The following is a 17090-nucleotide window of genomic DNA, read 5'->3' as shown; positions in this document are numbered from 1 at the left end:
CGCGGAGGAAGCTCGCCGGCAGCATAGCACCGGCACTACGAAACGCTTACAGGCTCCGCAGCGAAGCCATGAGGCGTTGCGCGTCTGCATCAGTTGCCATGTTCTCCAGGCCACATAGGCGGTCACGGCCCGCGAACGACGAGCCCGAGAGAGCCATGGCAGATGCTCCGGATGGCCTCGCGATCAATGCTAGGATCGAACGGAAGTTTTAATACTTCTGAACTCCGGCAAATGCGGAAGGCGTTGCGTATGTCGCCCTCCCGGTCATCGGGAAGTCAATTCACATGCAAGAACACAAGCTGGGCGTGGTTGCGATCGGGCGCAACGAGGGGGAGCGGCTGCGCAGGTGCCTGCTGTCTCTGCTGCCAGCAGTGCCCGCCGTGGTCTACGTCGACTCCGGATCCACCGATGGCTCCAGCCAGATGGCTTCCAAAATGGGTGCGGTGGTCGTTGATCTCGACATGTCGCAACCATTCACCGCTGCGCGAGCAAGAAATACAGGCTTCCGGCAATTGCTTCGACAGTTCCCCGACGTCACCCTTGTCCAGTTCGTGGATGGAGACTGTGAAGTGGTCGCTGGCTGGCTGGAGGCGGCGCACAGTTTCCTGATGGAGCATCCAGCGTATGCCGTGGTGTGCGGCAGACGCCGCGAGCGCCACCCTGAACGCTCCATGTACAACGCAATGTGCGACCGGGAATGGGACACCCCCATCGGCGACACCCAGACCTGTGGTGGTGACGCCATGATGCGGGTCGACGCGCTGAAGGCCGCCTCAGGCTACCGTGACAGCATGATCGCCGGCGAAGAGCCGGAATTGTGCTTTCGTCTGCGTCAGGCAGGCTGGCGCATCCACCGGCTTGACAGAGACATGACGCTGCACGATGCAAACATCACGCACTTGCGGCAATGGTGGGTGCGCACGGTGCGATCAGGACATGCGTTCGCCGAAGGGGCATGGTTACACGGATCGTCACCCGAACGATTCTGGGTGCGGGAGGCCCGCCGCGCCTGGCTCTGGGGGGTGTTGTTGCCGATGTCAACCGTCTTGGCCGTGCTCCTGGCTGGTCCCCCTGCTGCACTGCTTGCTGCCCTCTACCCCCTCCAGTGGGTGCGTTTGCTGATTCGAAGCGGCTCTGCCCGCGAAAGCACCTTCATGATTCTGGGCAAATTCGCTGAGGCCTGGGGCGCCATGAAGTTCCACTTGTCGCGCCTTGGGGGGGGCACCCGCCAGATCATCGAATACAAGTAGGTGGACAATACGCAAAGGACCATGCTCCGGCGGTGGAATGGTGCAGACCTTTTGCAAACGGGATGTTGGCCGACAGGCTGAAGTCGCCCTCCTCAACCCTTTCGACTCGGCCCAACCGGAATACCAACCATGAGTGAACATTGCGTCCTGTGCGGGTTGCCCGTCTCGCGAGCACACATGAAGCAAACGCTGGAAGACATTCTTGCGCGCATACGCCAGAAAAAGGGGGCCTGGGTTGTCACACTCAATACAGAAATGCTTGCACGCCTTGCACGCGAACCAAGCTACCACGACCTCCTGTCCCAGGCGGACATCATCACCGCAGACGGCATGCCTCTGGTCTGGGCGTCCCGGTTCAAGGGACCGGATCAAGCCATTCCGGAGCGTACGACGGGCGTGGACCTGGTGGATGCCTACCTCAGGCTTCCCAACATTCCCGCCTACGCGGTGATTGGTGGCGTCGATCCGGCAGCCACACTGGCGCGGTATGGAGAGTCTGCCGTTCGAGCCTGCCAGTATCTGTTTGATGGACGCGTGGATCTGAGTGCTGAGCAGGTTCAACAATTTGCTGATGCACTGCTTGAGAAGCAGGTGAGAATGGCTTTCCTGGCCTTGGGTGGGAAAAAACAGGACCAGCTGGCGTTCATGCTGAAAAAGGCCGTGCCTGGACTGGTTGTTTCGGGCATTGGCGGCAGCTTTGAAATTCTGGGCCCGAAAGGCAGCCGTGCACCCCAATGGATGCAGAACGCTGGGCTGGAGTGGCTGTTCCGGCTGACACGAGAACCCGGTCGCTTGTGGAGGCGCTATCTGGTCTACTACCCGGCCGGCTTGGGTTTGCTGCTAAGGGATTGCTTCAAACCCCAAGCCCAGGCCTCTCGTCACTGACACTGCTCGCGAATCCCCAGAGGAATTCGTTTTCCTTTGGATCAATCTTTCTGAGGCCAATGCAATCACAGCGCAACAACATGGGGCACACGATCATCAGAGTAGACGTTGGTGTATTTGCGCACAACGAGGCCGGAGGAATCACGCGAACACTCCAGGAACTCATGCGCCAGGAAGTGGCTGGTCTGGACGTCCGTGTATTGGTGCTCGCCAATGGATGTACGGACGACACGGCCGAGCTGGCGCGCACATTCGCCCAGTCAGGGACCAACTCCCCGCTTGGCGCAAGAGTCGAAGTGGCCGAGTTGGCGCAAGGCGGGAAGTCCAGAACGTGGAATCGATACGTCCACGAACTGAGTCGGCCAGACGCAGAAGTATTGATCTTCATGGATGCCGATATCGACATACCCGAATCGGACAGCCTGTTGAGATTGGTGAAGGGGCTGACATCCAATCCCGCGCTGCATGCGTTCAACTCGCATCCCATCAAGGACATCGTTTACCGACCTGAGAACCTGGGCTTACTGGACAAGGCCATCGCCATGGGAAGCGAAACGCTGAACGACTGGAAGACAGCCATCTGCGGGTCTTTGTATGCCATGCCATCCGCCAGAGCACGCGTCCTGCACATGCCCGTCGGTCTGGCCGTCGAGGATGGTTTTCTTCGTGCAATGATTCTGACCGATGCCCTGACTGCCGATGAAGACTTTTCAAGAATCGACGGGGGCGATGTCTTTCATGTTTTCGCCTCTGAACGATCAGTCCTTGCATTGATCAAGCACCAGACGCGCATCGTCATCGGGTCGGCCATCAACAACGCGGCATTCACGGCTCTGCGCGCCGTTCCGCTGCCCCAGCGTCGCGCCGCTCTGGCAGCGGCAGCAAGTCAGGACAACTGGCTCTCTGAGGTCATTCGCTCCCAGCTCCCGAAATGGCCGTATGGGTGGATTCCATTGCACTACCTGACAAAACGCATCGGATTCATCGCCCGGCAGCCCAAAAAACTGTTGCATCCACGGCAGATATTCGTCCTCGTCCTGGGCTTTGGATTTGATCTCGTCGTGTACATCAATGCACAAATCAAGATGGCGAAGGGTGTGGGAGCAGGACACTGGTAAACAGCGCAATTTTCAAGGCTTCAGCGTGTACGAAAACTTTTATGGGCTTCGAGAGAAGCCGCTCTCCATCCAGCCTGACCCGGACTTCCTCTACATGGGCAAGCGGCATTCGCTCGCCTACACGATGCTGCAGTACGCGATATACAACCGTGCTGGTTTCACGGTCATCTGTGGCGACATCGGCTGCGGCAAAACGACCTTGATTCGCCGGCTTCTTCGAGAACTCGGGGAGGAAGTGTCAGTGGGGCTGGTTACCAACACCCATCCCGACCTGGCCGACCTGACAGAGTGGATCATGCTGGCCTTTGGCCTCCCCTACGATGGCCTGTCGCCAGTTGCCCGGTACGACGCCTTTCAGCGTTACCTCATCGGTGAGTACGGGAAGAATCGCAGGGTGGTTCTGATCGTTGACGAGGCACAGAACCTGAGCTCGGCAGCGATGGAATCTCTGCGCATGCTCTCCAACATCAATGCAGACAAGGACCAGTTGCTGCAAGTGGTGCTGGTGGGGCAACCCCAGTTGCGCGATTTGCTCAGGCGCCCCGAACTTCAGCAGTTCGCCCAGCGAGTGGCGGCTGATTTTTTCATTTCTCCATTGAACACGGTCGAGGTCGGAGACTACATCGAGCACCGGCTGAAAGTGGCCGGCCGTGACAGGCAATTGTTCACGCCGTACGCAGCGGCCAAGATTGCCAAAGCAACCCACGGCATTCCCCGAAGCATCAACATTCTGTGCGACATGGCCCTGGTGTATGGGTTTGCGTCCGAAGCCAGGCTGATCGACGTGCAGGTGATCGACGAGGTGCTGCGGGACCGCAGCGACTATGGTGTGTTGGGAGACACCAATTTCCACATTGGGCAGGCCAGCAACAGCCAATGGGGTGACAGCAACTTTCCGCCCGCATCAGATCCCCCAAAAGTGTGAGTTGCCTCACATAAAGTAACAAATTGTTGAGTCATAATGGTTTACCCGATGGGAGTAGGACCGGGTGCCATACCTGAGAGATCTGTGTGACCACGCCTTCAGAAGATTCGAACGACATTGCCATTGTCGGCATGGCCGCCCATCTACCAGGCGCAGCCTCCCTGACGGCCTACTGGTCCAACTTGCGGGAGGGGGTAGAGTCCATCCGGCGGCTGAGCGAAAGCGAGTTGTTGGCTGCGGGTGAAAGCCCCGAACGCATGCGGCACCGCAACTATGTGCCAGCCGCAGCACCGCTGGGCGGGTTCGAACAGTTCGACGCGGACTTCTTCGGCTTCAGTCCCAAAGAAGCGGCCATCATGGACCCCCAACACCGCCAGTTTCTGGAGGTGGCCTGGGAGGCGCTGGAAAACGCCGGGCACCCACCCGAGACCTTCTCCGGCCCCATCGCCGTGTATGCAGGCTGTGGCATGGGGAGCTACTTCTACTTCAACATCTGCTCCAACCCCGACCTGGTGGCGAGCACGGGCATGTTCCTGCTGCGCCACACCGGCAACGACAAGGATTTCCTGTCCACCCGGGTGAGCCACATCTTTGACCTCAAGGGTCCCAGCGTCAACATACAGACTGCCTGCTCGACCTCGCTGGTGGCGGTGCACCATGCCTGCCAGTCCCTGTTGCTGGGGGAGTGCGATATGGCCCTGGCAGGCGGGGTCACCATCGAACTTCCCCACGCTCGCGGCTACATCTTTCAAGAGGGCGAAATCCTCTCGCCCGACGGGCACTGTCACGCTTTCGACCACCGTGCCCAGGGCACCGTGTTCGGCTCGGGTGCCGGCGTGGTGGTGTTGCGCCGCCTGGCCGATGCACTCAAGGATGGGGATCACATCTGGGCCGTCGTCAAGGGAACGGCCATCAACAACGACGGCGCGGCCAAAGCCGGTTACCTGGCGCCGAGCGTGGACGGCCAGGCCAAGGCGATCGCTGAAGCGCAGGCCGTGGCCGGCATCAGCGCCGACACCATCGACTACATCGAATGCCACGGCACCGGCACCTACCTGGGCGACCCCATCGAAGTGGCCGCCCTGACCCAGGCGTTCCGGGAGACGACGCAGGACAGCGGCTTCTGCCGCATCGGTTCGGTCAAGACCAACATCGGCCACACCGACACGGCGGCCGGGGTCGCGAGCCTGATCAAGGTCGCGCTGGCACTCAAAAACCGGGAGATCCCGCCGAGCCTGGGCTATGAGAAGCCCAATCCCTCCATCGACTTCGAGTCCAGCCCGTTCCAGGTCAACCATGCGCTGAGTCCTTGGCACTCGCACAAAGGTCCACGCCGCGCCGGGGTGAACTCGCTGGGCGTGGGCGGTACAAATGCCCACGCGGTTGTGGAGGAAGCGCCTGCGCGCGAGCCCTCTCCCCCGTCGGACTGGCCCTTCCAGTTGCTGGTCGTGTCGGGCCGGACGCGGGCCGCGCTGGATGCCAACGCCAAGGCACTGGCGGCCCACCTCAGGGCCCACCCGGAGCAGGCCCTCGCTGACGTGGCGTTCACGCTGAAGGAAGGTCGGCGCGCATTCGAGCACCGGCGTGTGCTCGTGGCCGAGAGCCATGAAGAAGCGGCCGCCCTGCTGGAAGGCAGCGACGCCCGGCGGGTATTCACCCACACCCATCTGGAAGACGATCCGGAGGTCGTGTTCATGTTCCCGGGCGGCGGCGCGCAGTACGCCGGCATGGCTCGAGAGCTGTATGCAACCGAACCTGTCTTCCAGGACTGGATGGACCGCGGACTGGAGATCCTGCAGCGGCAGCTGGACTACGACGTGCGGGCCCTCTGGCTGCCCGACGCCGAGAACCACGCGGCAGCGGTTGAGAAGCTCAAGCAGCCCTCGGTGCAGCTGCCGCTGATCATGATCGTCGAGTACGCGCTGGCGCAGCTCTGGATGTCCTGGGGTGTCAAACCGGCGGCCATGGTCGGGCACAGCATGGGCGAGAACACGGCGGCGTGTCTGGCGGGTGTGATGTCGTTCGAGGACTGCATCGGCCTGGTGCTTCTGCGCGGCCGGCTCTTCGACACGGTGCCGCCGGGAGGGATGCTCAGCGTCCCGCTGGCTGCGGACGAGGTGCGCGGCCTGCTGGGGCCGGAGCTGGACATGGCCAGCGTGAACGCGCCGGAACTGTGCGTGGTCTCGGGCCCGCAGGCCGCGCTGGACGAGCTGGAAGCCCGGCTGCGCGCGCGCGAGGTGGAGCCGCAGCGCATACAGATCGACATTGCTGCGCACTCGCGCATGCTGGAGCCGATCCTGGGCCGTTTCGAGGCCTATCTGCGAAGCATCCGTCTCAACCCGCCCAAGATTCCCATCATCTCCAACCGCGACGGGCAGCCGCTGAGTGCGGCCGACGCGACCGATCCGCTGTACTGGGTTCGGCACCTGCGCAACACGGTGCAGTTCGCCGACTGTCTCGCCACGCTGAAGAAGAGCAGTCAACGGGTGTACCTGGAGGTCGGCCCCGGCAAGGCACTGGGCTCGCTGGCCCAGGCCAACGGGGTCCCCTCCTCCCAAGTGATCAACTCGCTGCGCCATGCGGAGCACGCGGTGCCCGACGACGTGTGGTTCCTGGGCACTCTGGGCCGTCTGTGGGCCAACGGGGTCCGGGTGGACTGGGAGCCCATCTGGGGCGAAGCCCGCCGGCTGCGGGTACCACTGCCCACCTACGCCTTTCAGCGCAAGCCCTACTTCATCGAGCCCGGCAAGGCCCGGACCGCAGCGGAAGAGGCGCCGCAACTGCTGCGCACCGACGACGTCGGTGCATGGGGCTACCAGCCCCGCTGGCGCCCGCGGCAGGCCAATGTCGACATCGACGTGACCCTGGACCTGGGCCAAACGTCTCCTCAAAACTGGCTGGTGTTCGCTGATGAAGCAGGCCTTGCCGACCGGCTCGTGGCCCGCTTGCGAGACGCCTCCCACCGCGTCACGGTAGTTCGAGCTGGTGACCTCTTTGCACGGCTGAATGACACCGAGTACCTGCTGGCGCCGGAACGCGGCCGCGAGGGCTACGACGAACTGCTGCGCGACCTGGTGGCCTCGGGCAACACGCCCCAGCACATCGTGCACGCCTGGCTGGTCACCCAGGAAGAGCGCTTCCGGCCCGGCAGCAGTTTTTTCCACCGCAACATCGAACAGGGCTTCTTCAGCCTGCTGTTCCTGGTCCAGGCGATTGCAGAAGAAAACCTGCCGCGCCCCCAGCACCTGACCGTGCTGAGCTCCGACGCCGTGCGCGTGCGCAACGAAACACTGCGCTACCCGGAGAAGTCGACCCTGATGGGACCGGCCAAGGTCGCCCCGCGGGAATTGCCGGGTCTGACCTGCTCGGTGCTGGACCTGGTGCTGCCCACTGTCGACAAGGGCTGGCGCGCCAAACCCAATGCCCAGGACTGGGCGTCCCTGACCGATCGCGTGCTGGAGGAGCTCTTTGCTGCCCCTGACAACTGCGTGGCGGCGATCCGGTCAGACAAGCGCTTTGAGCTGACGCACGTCCCCCTGCCCCTTCCGCCGTCCGAAGAGCTGGCCGGACTCCCCAAGGGCTGTGTCTGCCTGCTCACCGGTGGCCTGGGTGGTATTGCACTGACGCTGGCCGAGCGACTGGCGCGCGAGAAGCAGGCGCGCCTGGTGCTGCTCGCGCGCCAGCCCCTGCCGCCGACCGACACCTGGGACGCCTGCCTGCGCAACAACGACCCCCTGGACCCGGTGGTCCAGCGCATCACGGCCGTGCGCCGTCTGCAGGGCCTGGGCGCGGAAGTGATGGTCGTGGCGGCAGATGTCTGCAACGTCAAGGACATGCGCGATGCCGCCGAACAGGCGCGGCAGCGCTTCGGCCGCATCGAGGTGGTGATCCATGCTGCGGGCGTCGTGGACGACGGCCCGCTGTTGACCAAGACCTCGGGCGGTGTGGAAGAGGTGTTCGCACCCAAGGTGCACGGGGTGCAGATCCTGCACGACCTGTTCCCGGACGGCAGCATCGACTGGCTGGTGCTGTTCTCGTCGACCAGCACGGTGACGGCACCCGCTGGGCAGGTCGACTACGTGGCGGCCAACGAGTACCTCAATGCCTACGCCGCCAGACGCGCCGGGCAGCGCACCAAGGTGCTGGCCATCGACTGGGGCATCTGGAACGAAGTGGGCATGGCCGCGAAGGCCATGGCCAGCCGCCTGGGCGACGCCGCGCCGCCCCCGCGACATCCCGCCGGCAGTCCCTTGCTGGACGAGGCGACTTTCGACGCAGCCGGGCACCGGCTGTTCACCGCGAGCTGGCAGACCAGCAACCGCTGGATCCTGGATGGCCACCGCACCAAGGCAGGCCAGGCCCTGCTGCCCGGAACGGGTTACCTGGAGCTGGCGGCCCAAGCGCTCCGAGGCAATGGCGAGACCGGCCCGTTCACCATCAAAGACCTGTATTTTTTCCGCCCGCTGGAAGTCAACGACGACCAGACGCGCGAGGTGCGCGTCAAGCTGGCGCGCAGCGACGAGGGCTATGCCCTGGAAGTGCGCAGCGATGTGCAGTACGAAGGGCGCAAGGGCTTCCAGCTCAATGCGCAGGCCACGCTGGTGCCGGGCGCGCTGCCGGCCGCCGCGCGGGTGGACACGGCTGCACTGCAGGCCCGCTGCGCCCGCCAGCGGGACGAAGCCGCGGATGGTCTGAGGTCACCCCAAGAAGAACACCTGAACTTCGGGCCGCGCTGGCGCGTGCTGCGCTCCTCGGCCTATGGTGACAACGAAGGCATCGCGCTGCTGCAGTTGCCGCCTGCGTTTGAGGACGATCTCAGCGCCGGCTACCTGCTGCACCCCGCCCTGCTCGACCTGGCCACCGGCTGGGCCATGCACCTGATCGACGGGTACCGGGCCGACCACCTCTGGGTGCCGGTGTCGTACCAGTCGGTCAAGGTGCACCGCCCCATGCCCGGCACCGTCTGGAGCTGGGCGCGCAATGCCCAGGCCAACCACGCCGACGCGCCCTTTGCCGTGTTCGATGTGACGCTGTGCGACGCCCAGGGCGAGGTCTGCGTCGAGGTGCGCGGCTTCTCCATCAAGCGGCTGCAGGAAGGCGGCTTCTCCGCCTCGAACAGCCGGCTTGATGCGCGCGAAGTGGTGTTCGAGAAGAGTGCCGGAGACAACGCCCAGACCCGGCTGTCTCCCGCGGAAGAGCAACTCCAGCACGCGATGTCGCAAGGCATCCTGCCGCACGAAGGTGCCGATGCCTTTGGCCGCGCGCTGGCCACGGGCCTGCCGCAGGTCATCGTCTCGTCCATGAGCCTGGACGCGCTGGTGCGCAAGGCCAGCGAGGTAGCGCAGGCCGATGTGGCGTCCGGCCAGAAATTCCAGCGCCCCGACCTTGACAGCGACTACGTGGCGCCGAGCAACGATGTGGAACGCACGCTGGTCGGTTTCTGGGAAGAGCTGCTGGGCGTCGATCAGGTGGGCGTGCAGGACAGCTTCTTCGATCTGGGCGGGCATTCGCTGATCGCGGTGCGCCTGTTCGCCATGATCAAGAAGGCGTACCGGGTCGAGTTCCCGATTTCCGTGCTGTTCGAGGCTCCCACCATCGCCCTGTGCGCCGCACTGATCCGCGAGCGCATCGGCGACGCCGGTGGTGCATCGGACGCCCCCGCCGGCGAAGCCAGCGCGGCCACGCCCGCCCGGCGCCGCTTTGTCCACCTGGTGCCGATGCACGACGGCGAAGGCGGCGAACAGACACCGTTCTTCCTGGTGGCTGGCATGTTCGGCAACGTGCTGAACCTGCGGCACCTGGCGCGCCTGCTCGGCACCGAACGGCCCTTCTACGGCCTGCAGGCGCGGGGTCTCTATGGCGACCAGGCACCGCACGAGACCTTTGAAGCGGCGGCGGCAGACTACATCGCCGAGATGCGCCAGGTGCAGCCACGTGGCCCCTACCTTCTGGGCGGCTTCTCGGGCGGTGGCATCACCGCCTACGAGATCGCCCGCCAGCTGGAAGCGGCTGGCGAGCAGGTCCGTCTGCTCGTGCTGCTGGACACACCGCTGCCGGTCAGGCCCCAGATCAACCGCGTGGACAAGTCCATCATCAAGCTGGCGGAGCTGCGCAAGAAGGGCTTGGGCTACCTCTGGACCTGGGCGCGCGGGCGCCTGGACTGGGAACTCAAGCGCCTGCGCAACCGGAATACGGCACCGATCCAGCCCCGCGCGAACCAGCTGAACAACGAGGCCATCCAGGCCGCGTTCCTGGGCGCCCTGCCGCGTTACCGTCTGCAGGTCTGGAACGGCAACGCCGTGCTTTTCCGCCCGCCCCTTGACCTGCGCTGGAAGGTGACAGGTGGGCGCTGGGTCTCGGCCGAACGCGAATATGTCTCCGCCGACAACGACTGGACCCGCTATCTGCCGTCGCTGCGCGTGCTGGAGGTGCCCGGCGATCACGACTCCATGGTGCTGGAACCCAATGTGCGCGTGCTGGCGGGCCTGATGCGGGACTGCATCGAGGCCACCCGACAACCCGAGGCCCGCTCATGAGCCAGGCCACCAAGACCCGCGTGCTGACGATCGTGCTCAACTACCGCACGCCCGAGCTCACGCTGCGGTCGGTGGAGGCCGCGTTGCGCGAGATGGATGGTCTGGAAGGTGGCATCACCGTGGTGGACAACGATTCGGGCGACGGATCGTTCGAGAAGCTCACGCAGGCGGTCCGGGAGCGCGGCTGGAACCGCGTGCGGGTGGTGCAGTCCGGTCGCAATGGCGGCTACGGCGCAGGCAACAACTTCGGAGTCCGCCAGGGCCTGCCCGACGGCTCGTCGCCCGACTACGTCTACATCCTGAACTCCGACGCTTTTCCCGAGCCCGGCGCCATCCGTGTGCTCGCGGAGTATCTGGACGCCCATCCCCATGTGGGCTTTGCCGGCAGCCGCCTGTACGGCGAAGACGGCGCTTTCCACCAGACGGCGTTCCGCTTTCCGACCGTGTTCAGCGAGTTCGAGCACGCGGCGGCCACCGGCCCTATCTCGCGCCTGCTGCGCCGCTACATCGTGGCCCTGCCAGAGTCCGATGAGGTGCAGGTGGTGGACTGGCTGGCAGGGGCCAGCCTCATGGTGCGCCACCGCGTCTTTGAGGAGACCGGCGGGTTCGACGAGCGCTTCTTCCTGTACTTCGAAGAGACCGACCTGAGCCTGCGGGCGCACCGGTCCGGGTGGCGGTCCGTCTACCTCCCGGAAAGCCGCGTGATGCACATCGGCTCGGTGTCCACCGGCATGAAGTCCTGGAAGCGCATCCCCCCGTTCTGGTTCGATTCGCGGCTGTGGTACTTCACCAAGAACCATGGCGTGTTCTACGCGGCCCTGGCCACGCTGGCCCATGTGGCGGGTGCCCTGATCCTCAGAGTCCGCCGACTTTTTCAGAAGAAGCGCTCTGACCAGCCCGAGCGCTTCCTTGGTGACCTGGTGTCGCACGCCCTGCGCTGCGCATGGCACCGGCGGCTGGTTGGCCGCCCCGAAGCGGCTTCCTCCTGATCTTTCCGAACTGACCAATCCCGGAGTCCCCCATGAGCAGTTTTTCCTGTGTGGTGATGGGCAATGAGTCCCTGCTGATCGAATGTGCCGAACAACTTATGCGCGCGGGTGACCGCATCGGCGCGGTGATCACCCGCAACCCCGATATCCGCTCGTGGGCGGCGAACCACAGGCTGCGTGTGGAGGCGCCTGGCGAAGGACTCGCCGAGCGCCTGGCCGACCTGCAGTTCGACTGGTTCTTCAGCATCGCCAACCTGTCGGTCATTCCCCAGCCGGTGCTGGCCAAGGCGACGCGTGGCGCCATCAACTTCCACGATGGTCCCCTGCCCCGCCACGCCGGCCTGAACGCACCGGTCTGGGCCATCCTGGCGCGGGAGCGTCAGCACGGTGTGACCTGGCACATGATCGAAGGCGGCATCGACGAGGGCGACATCGTCAAGCAGCGCCTGTTCGACATGGCGCCCAACGAAACGGCGCTCACGCTGAACACCCGCTGCTACGAAGCAGCCATCGAAAGCTTCTCCGAACTGCTGGCAGATCTGCACGGTGCCGGTCCCCAGCGCCGCCCCCAGGACCTGAGCCAGCGCTCCTACCACGCGCGCCTGGACCGGCCCGCCGCAGCGGCCCGCATCGACCTGTCCCGGCCTGCCGAGGATGTGGTGGCCCTGGTGGCGGCGCTGGACCACGGCAGCTACTGGAACCCGATCAGTTGCCCCAAGCTGGTGGTCGGCGACCGGGTGCTGCTGGTGGCCACGGCGGCGGTCGAGGCCAGCGCTGCAGCGGCTCCGGGCGAGGTGCTCGAAGCCACCATGGGCGGACTGGTGGTGGGCACGGGTTCGGTCCCGGTGCGCCTGGCCGGCCTGCGCGACACCCAGGGCTTCGCCGTGTGCCCGACAACCGTGGCACAGGCGGGCGATCGCCTGCCGCTGCCCGACGCCGCCAGCACGACGGCCCTCACCGATGCCATGGCACGCGTCGTCGCCGGTGAAGCCGCCTGGCGCAAGTGCCTGCAGGCGCCCGAAGGAGTCGATCTGCCGCTGGTGTCCGCATCGACCGCACCCAGCCTCTGGCGCTCGTTGCCGCTGAACGCGCCCGCCAGCCTTGGCGGCGACCGCCTGCTGGCCGCCGCGGCGGCCTGGGTCGCACGCGTCAGCGGCAAGAACCGCTTCGACCTAGCCTACCAGGACGCGAACATCACGCAGGCCCCTGGCTTCCTCTCGACCTGGGTGCCGCTGCGCCTCGACGCCGCAGGGGACACACCGTTCTCGGCGTTCTCGGCCCAGTGCACGGACGCCTTGGCGGCAGCCCGCAAGACACCCGCCTTCGCGCTCGACCTGGTGGCCCGCGACCCGGCGATCAAGTCCCTCACCGTGCCCCAGGTCGGTCTGGCCACAGGTGTCGCCACGGCCGGCATCGACGGCACGGCCCTCACGATCCAGGTCGCCGCACACGGCTGCCTCGCCCTTTGGTACGACGAAACGCGCCTGAGCGCCGAGACCGCGAACACCCTGTGCCAGCGCCTGCAGCGCGTGCTGGACGCTCTGGCCGACGCCAGCGCCCAGGACACCCGGCTGGGCCGGCTTCCCGTCATGAGCGAGGCCGAGCGCGAACAGGTGCTCTATGGCTGGAACGACACCCGCTGCGACTACGAGCGCCAGACCTGCGTGCACCAGTTCTTCGAGCAACAGGTTCTGCGCACGCCCGACGCCACGGCGGTGGTGTTCGAAGGCGAGGCGCTGAGCTATGCACAGCTCAACCGTCGCGCCAACCAGGTGGCCCATCGCCTCATCGCCATGGGCGTGCTGCCCGGCACCCTGGTCGGGCTGTACACGCCCCGCTCGCTGGACCTGCTGGTGGGTGCCCTGGCCATCCAGAAGGCGGGTGGCGGCTACGTGCCGCTGGACCCGGCCTACCCGCCCGACCGCATTGCCCTGTACATCGAGGACAGCGGCGCGCCGGTGATCGTCGCCCAGTCGACGCTGGTGGACAGCCTGCCCGCCCACCAGGCCCAGGTGCTGGTGATCGACCAGGACCCCGCCATCGCCAGCCAGCCCGACACCGATCCGGCCAGCGGCGTGAGCGTGGCCGACATCGCCTACATGATCTACACCTCGGGCTCGACCGGCCGCCCCAAGGGCGTGATGGTCGAACACCGCAACGTGGCCAACTTCTTCCGCGGCATGGACGACCGCATCCGGCACGATCCGCCGGGCGTGTGGCTGGCCGTCACCAGCCTGTCCTTCGACATCTCGGTGCTCGAACTGTTCTACACGCTGGCCCGCGGGTTCAAGCTGGTGCTCAGCAGCGACGAGAACCGCGCGCTGGTGTCGTCCGGGCGCATCGCCAGCGGCCAGAAGATGGACTTCTCCATCTACTACTGGGGCAACGACGACGGCGCCGGCCCCAAGAAGTACGAGCTGCTGCTCGAAGGCGCCAAGTTCGCCGACACGCATGGCTTCTGCGCGGTGTGGACACCTGAGCGCCACTTCCACGCCTTCGGTGGCCCCTACCCCAACCCCTCGGTGACCGGCGCCGCTGTCGCGGCCGTCACCAAGAACATCGGCGTGCGCGCCGGCAGCTGCGTCGTGCCGCTGCACCACCCGGCGCGCATCGCCGAAGAGTGGGCCGTGATCGACAACCTGACCAATGGCCGCGCCGCGCTCGCGGTGGCGTCTGGCTGGCACCCGGACGACTTCGTGCTGCGCCCTGAGAACACGCCACCCGCCAACCGGCAGGCCCTGTTCGATGCCACCGAGCAGATCCGGCGCCTGTGGCGGGGCGAGGCAGTGGACTTCCCCACCAAGGACGGCGGCACGTTCCCGGTCAAGACGCAACCGCGCCCTGTGTCGAAGGAGCTGCCGATCTGGGTCACCACCGCCGGCAACCCCGAGACCTGGCGCGACACCGGCCGGGTGGGTGCCAACGTGCTGACCCACCTGCTGGGTCAGACGATCGACGAGGTGGCCGAGAAGATCGGCCTCTACCACCAGGCGCTGCGCGAGGCCGGCCACGACCCGGCCAAGTTCACGGTGACGCTGATGCTGCACACCTATGTGGCGCGCGACCGCGAGCAGGCCCGCGAAACCGCGCGCGGCCCCATGAAGGACTACCTGCGCAGCGCGGCAGGCCTCATCAAGCAGTACGCCTGGGCCTTCCCCGCCTTCAAGAAACCCAAGGGCGTCACCAACCCGGCCGAAATCGACATCCGCTCCCTCGACGCCGAGGAACTCGAAGGCATCCTGGAATTTGCGTTCCAGCGCTACTTCGAGGACTCCGGCCTGTTCGGCACGGTGGAGGACTGCCTGGACCGCGTGGAGCAGCTCAAGCGCATCGGTGTGCACGAAATCGCCTGCCTGATCGACTACGGCATCCCGTCCGAAAAGGTCATGGAGGGCCTCTACCCGCTGGCGGAGGTGCTGCGCAGGTCCAACGAGGGCGCAGGCCCGGCACCGGACGACTTCTCCATCGCGGCCCAGATCGTCCGACACGGCGTCACCCACCTGCAGTGCACGCCCAGCATGGCGCGCATGATCGCGATGAACGACGAGGCCCGCCTGGCGCTGGGCAAGGTGCAGCACCTGATGATCGGCGGCGAGGCCCTGCCCGGTTCGCTGGTGGCCGAACTGTCCCAGCTCGGTGCAGCCACCATCGAAAACATGTACGGCCCCACCGAGACCACCATCTGGTCGTCCACAGAAACGGCGGGGCCCGGCGAGAGCATCGTCAACATCGGTCGTCCGATTGCCAACACGCAGATGTACGTGCTGGACGAGCACCAGGAACCTGTGCCGGTGGGGGTGCCGGGCGAGCTGTATATCGGTGGCGACGGGGTCACGCGCGGCTACTGGCAGCGCCCCGACCTCACCGCCGAGCGCTTCCCGGCCGACCCGTTCGTGCGTCCGGAGTGCGCCGCCCCCGGCGGTGCCCGCATGTACCGCACGGGTGACCTGGCGCGCTGGCGCGCGGACGGGCGCATCGACTTTCTCGGTCGCGCCGACTTCCAGGTCAAGATCCGTGGCTACCGCATCGAACTCGGTGAGATCGAGGCGGTGCTCGAATCGTCCGATGGCGTGCAGCAGGCCGTGGTGGTGGCCCGCGAAGACCAGCCGGGCGACGTGCGCCTGGTGGCCTACCTGCGCGCCGACACAGGCGTGTCGACCGAGCAGTTGCACGACTGGGCCGCCACCCGGCTGCCCGAGCACATGGTGCCCGCGCACTTCGTGGTGGTCGATGAGTTCCCGCTCACGCCCAACCGCAAGGTGGACCGCAAGGCCCTGCCAGCGCCGTCCCAGACCACCCAGCGCGAGCGCACCGAGGCCTTCGTTGCCCCCGAGAACGAGGTCGAACAGAAGATCGCGGCCATCTGGTCCCGCATCCTGGGCGTGCCACAGATCGGGTCTAAGGACAGCTTCTTCGCCCTGGGCGGTCATTCGCTGCTGGCGGTTCAGGCCCACCGCGAGATCAAGCAGGCACTCAACACCCCCCGCCTGAGCATCACCGACATCTTCCGCTTCCCGACCCTCTCGGCGCTGGCGCAGCACCTGGACGACAAGCCCCGCGACACCGCCGAGACCGCGGCGGAATCCACGGAGCGCGCGCAGATGCGGGCCGACGCAATGTCGCGCCGGCGCGCCATGCGCTCGGGTAGCAAGCTGCCTCAGGACTGATGGACGCCGCTCAATGCCTCCAGCCCCCCTCAGAGCCCCTGCTGCTGCAGCCCTTGCGCCTGCAGCTGGCGCGGGCTCTTGGCGGGGGTATTGGCGTGGCCTGCACAGGTGTTGACGGCGATCCGAACCTGCTCTGGCCCTCCGAACGCACGGCCATCCTGAAAGCTGTGCCGAGCCGGCAGCGCGAATACGCCGCCGGGCGCCAGGCGGCACGCACAGCGATGCAGCAGATCGGATGCGCTCCTGAAGCCATTCCGAGCGCCCCCGACCGCTCACCGGTCTGGCCCGACGGACTTACGGGCTCTATCGCGCACGGCGGGCGGGTGTGCGTGGGGGTGGTCGGCTGGCGGCACGAGGTGCACGCCGTGGGCATCGACATCGAAGAAGACCGGGCCATGGGGCCGGACCTCTGGCCGAGCCTCTGCACCGACGAAGAACTGGCCCTGCTCGATCAGCTGCCACCACACGAGCGGGGGCGGCGGGTGACCCGGCTGTTCTGCGCCAAGGAGGCCTTCTACAAGTGGCAGTACCCGCAGACCGAGCGCCTGCTGGACTTCCTTGATGTGCAGGTGACGTTCTCGGCGGATGCGACCGGTTTTGTGGTGCGCGCCACCTCTGACGGCGCCCCGCTTCCCCGGTGCAGCCGGCAAGGCACCCTGCTCGCGCGCGACGGCCTGGTTCTGGCCTGGCTGCTCGGGCCTGCCTCATGAACGAACGCTG

At 65.9% G+C, this 17090-nt stretch carries 8 protein-coding genes; all 8 read left to right on the top strand.

The annotated features are described in order from the left end of the window. Positions 1-284 precede the first annotated feature (284 nt). The gene (locus HFL01S_RS22260) at positions 285-1250 is read left to right on the top strand and encodes a glycosyltransferase family 2 protein (protein ID WP_066262939.1); all 966 of its coding nucleotides are present in this window, start codon (positions 285-287) and stop codon (positions 1248-1250) included. Positions 1251-1379: 129 nt separating this feature from the next. Continuing rightward, positions 1380-2135: a WecB/TagA/CpsF family glycosyltransferase gene (locus HFL01S_RS22255; RefSeq protein WP_084383566.1), complete on the top strand. Its 756-nt coding sequence runs from the start codon at positions 1380-1382 to the stop codon at positions 2133-2135. Between the two features lie 59 nt (positions 2136-2194). Further along, positions 2195-3253 (top strand): glycosyltransferase family 2 protein, encoded by a 1059-nt coding sequence (locus tag HFL01S_RS22250; RefSeq protein WP_066262934.1) that lies wholly within the window; start codon positions 2195-2197, stop codon positions 3251-3253. After that, positions 3231-4178 (top strand): ExeA family protein, encoded by a 948-nt coding sequence (locus tag HFL01S_RS22245; RefSeq protein ID WP_218008664.1) that lies wholly within the window; start codon positions 3231-3233, stop codon positions 4176-4178. The genes HFL01S_RS22250 and HFL01S_RS22245 overlap by 23 nt, the downstream gene beginning before the upstream one ends. 86 nt (positions 4179-4264) lie before the next feature. After that, complete coding sequence (locus tag HFL01S_RS22240; protein WP_218008663.1) at positions 4265-10714, top strand: type I polyketide synthase; 6450 nt, start codon at positions 4265-4267, stop codon at positions 10712-10714. After that, positions 10711-11703 carry a glycosyltransferase family 2 protein gene (locus HFL01S_RS22235; protein WP_066262930.1) on the top strand — a complete coding sequence of 331 codons (993 nt, stop codon included), beginning with the start codon at positions 10711-10713 and terminating at the stop codon, positions 11701-11703. The genes HFL01S_RS22240 and HFL01S_RS22235 overlap by 4 nt, the downstream gene beginning before the upstream one ends. 32 nt (positions 11704-11735) lie before the next feature. Further along, entirely contained in the window at positions 11736-16370 is a 4635-nt protein-coding gene (locus tag HFL01S_RS22230) for a MupA/Atu3671 family FMN-dependent luciferase-like monooxygenase (RefSeq protein WP_066262928.1), read from the top strand. After that, positions 16370-17080, top strand: a complete 711-nt coding sequence (locus HFL01S_RS22225) for a 4'-phosphopantetheinyl transferase family protein (RefSeq protein ID WP_066262926.1) — start codon at positions 16370-16372, stop codon at positions 17078-17080. The genes HFL01S_RS22230 and HFL01S_RS22225 overlap by 1 nt, the downstream gene beginning before the upstream one ends. Positions 17081-17090 lie beyond the last annotated feature (10 nt).

The sequence above is a fragment of the Hydrogenophaga flava NBRC 102514 genome, from assembly GCF_001571145.1.
Taxonomy (GTDB): domain Bacteria; phylum Pseudomonadota; class Gammaproteobacteria; order Burkholderiales; family Burkholderiaceae_C; genus Hydrogenophaga; species Hydrogenophaga flava.
The sequence above is the reverse complement of the archived record's forward strand: the minus strand, read 5'-3'. Positions and strand labels throughout refer to the sequence as shown.

Bases quoted from the DNA above. Each gene is read 5' to 3' on its own strand.
- HFL01S_RS22260 (WP_066262939.1), top strand. From the start codon at position 285: ATGCAAGAACACAAGCTGGGCGTGGTTGCGATCGGGCGCAACGAGGGG.
- HFL01S_RS22255 (WP_084383566.1), top strand. From the start codon at position 1,380: ATGAGTGAACATTGCGTCCTGTGCGGGTTGCCCGTCTCGCGAGCACAC.
- HFL01S_RS22250 (WP_066262934.1), top strand. From the start codon at position 2,195: ATGCAATCACAGCGCAACAACATGGGGCACACGATCATCAGAGTAGAC.
- HFL01S_RS22235 (WP_066262930.1), top strand. From the start codon at position 10,711: ATGAGCCAGGCCACCAAGACCCGCGTGCTGACGATCGTGCTCAACTAC.
- HFL01S_RS22230 (WP_066262928.1), top strand. From the start codon at position 11,736: ATGAGCAGTTTTTCCTGTGTGGTGATGGGCAATGAGTCCCTGCTGATC.
- HFL01S_RS22225 (WP_066262926.1), top strand. From the start codon at position 16,370: ATGGACGCCGCTCAATGCCTCCAGCCCCCCTCAGAGCCCCTGCTGCTG.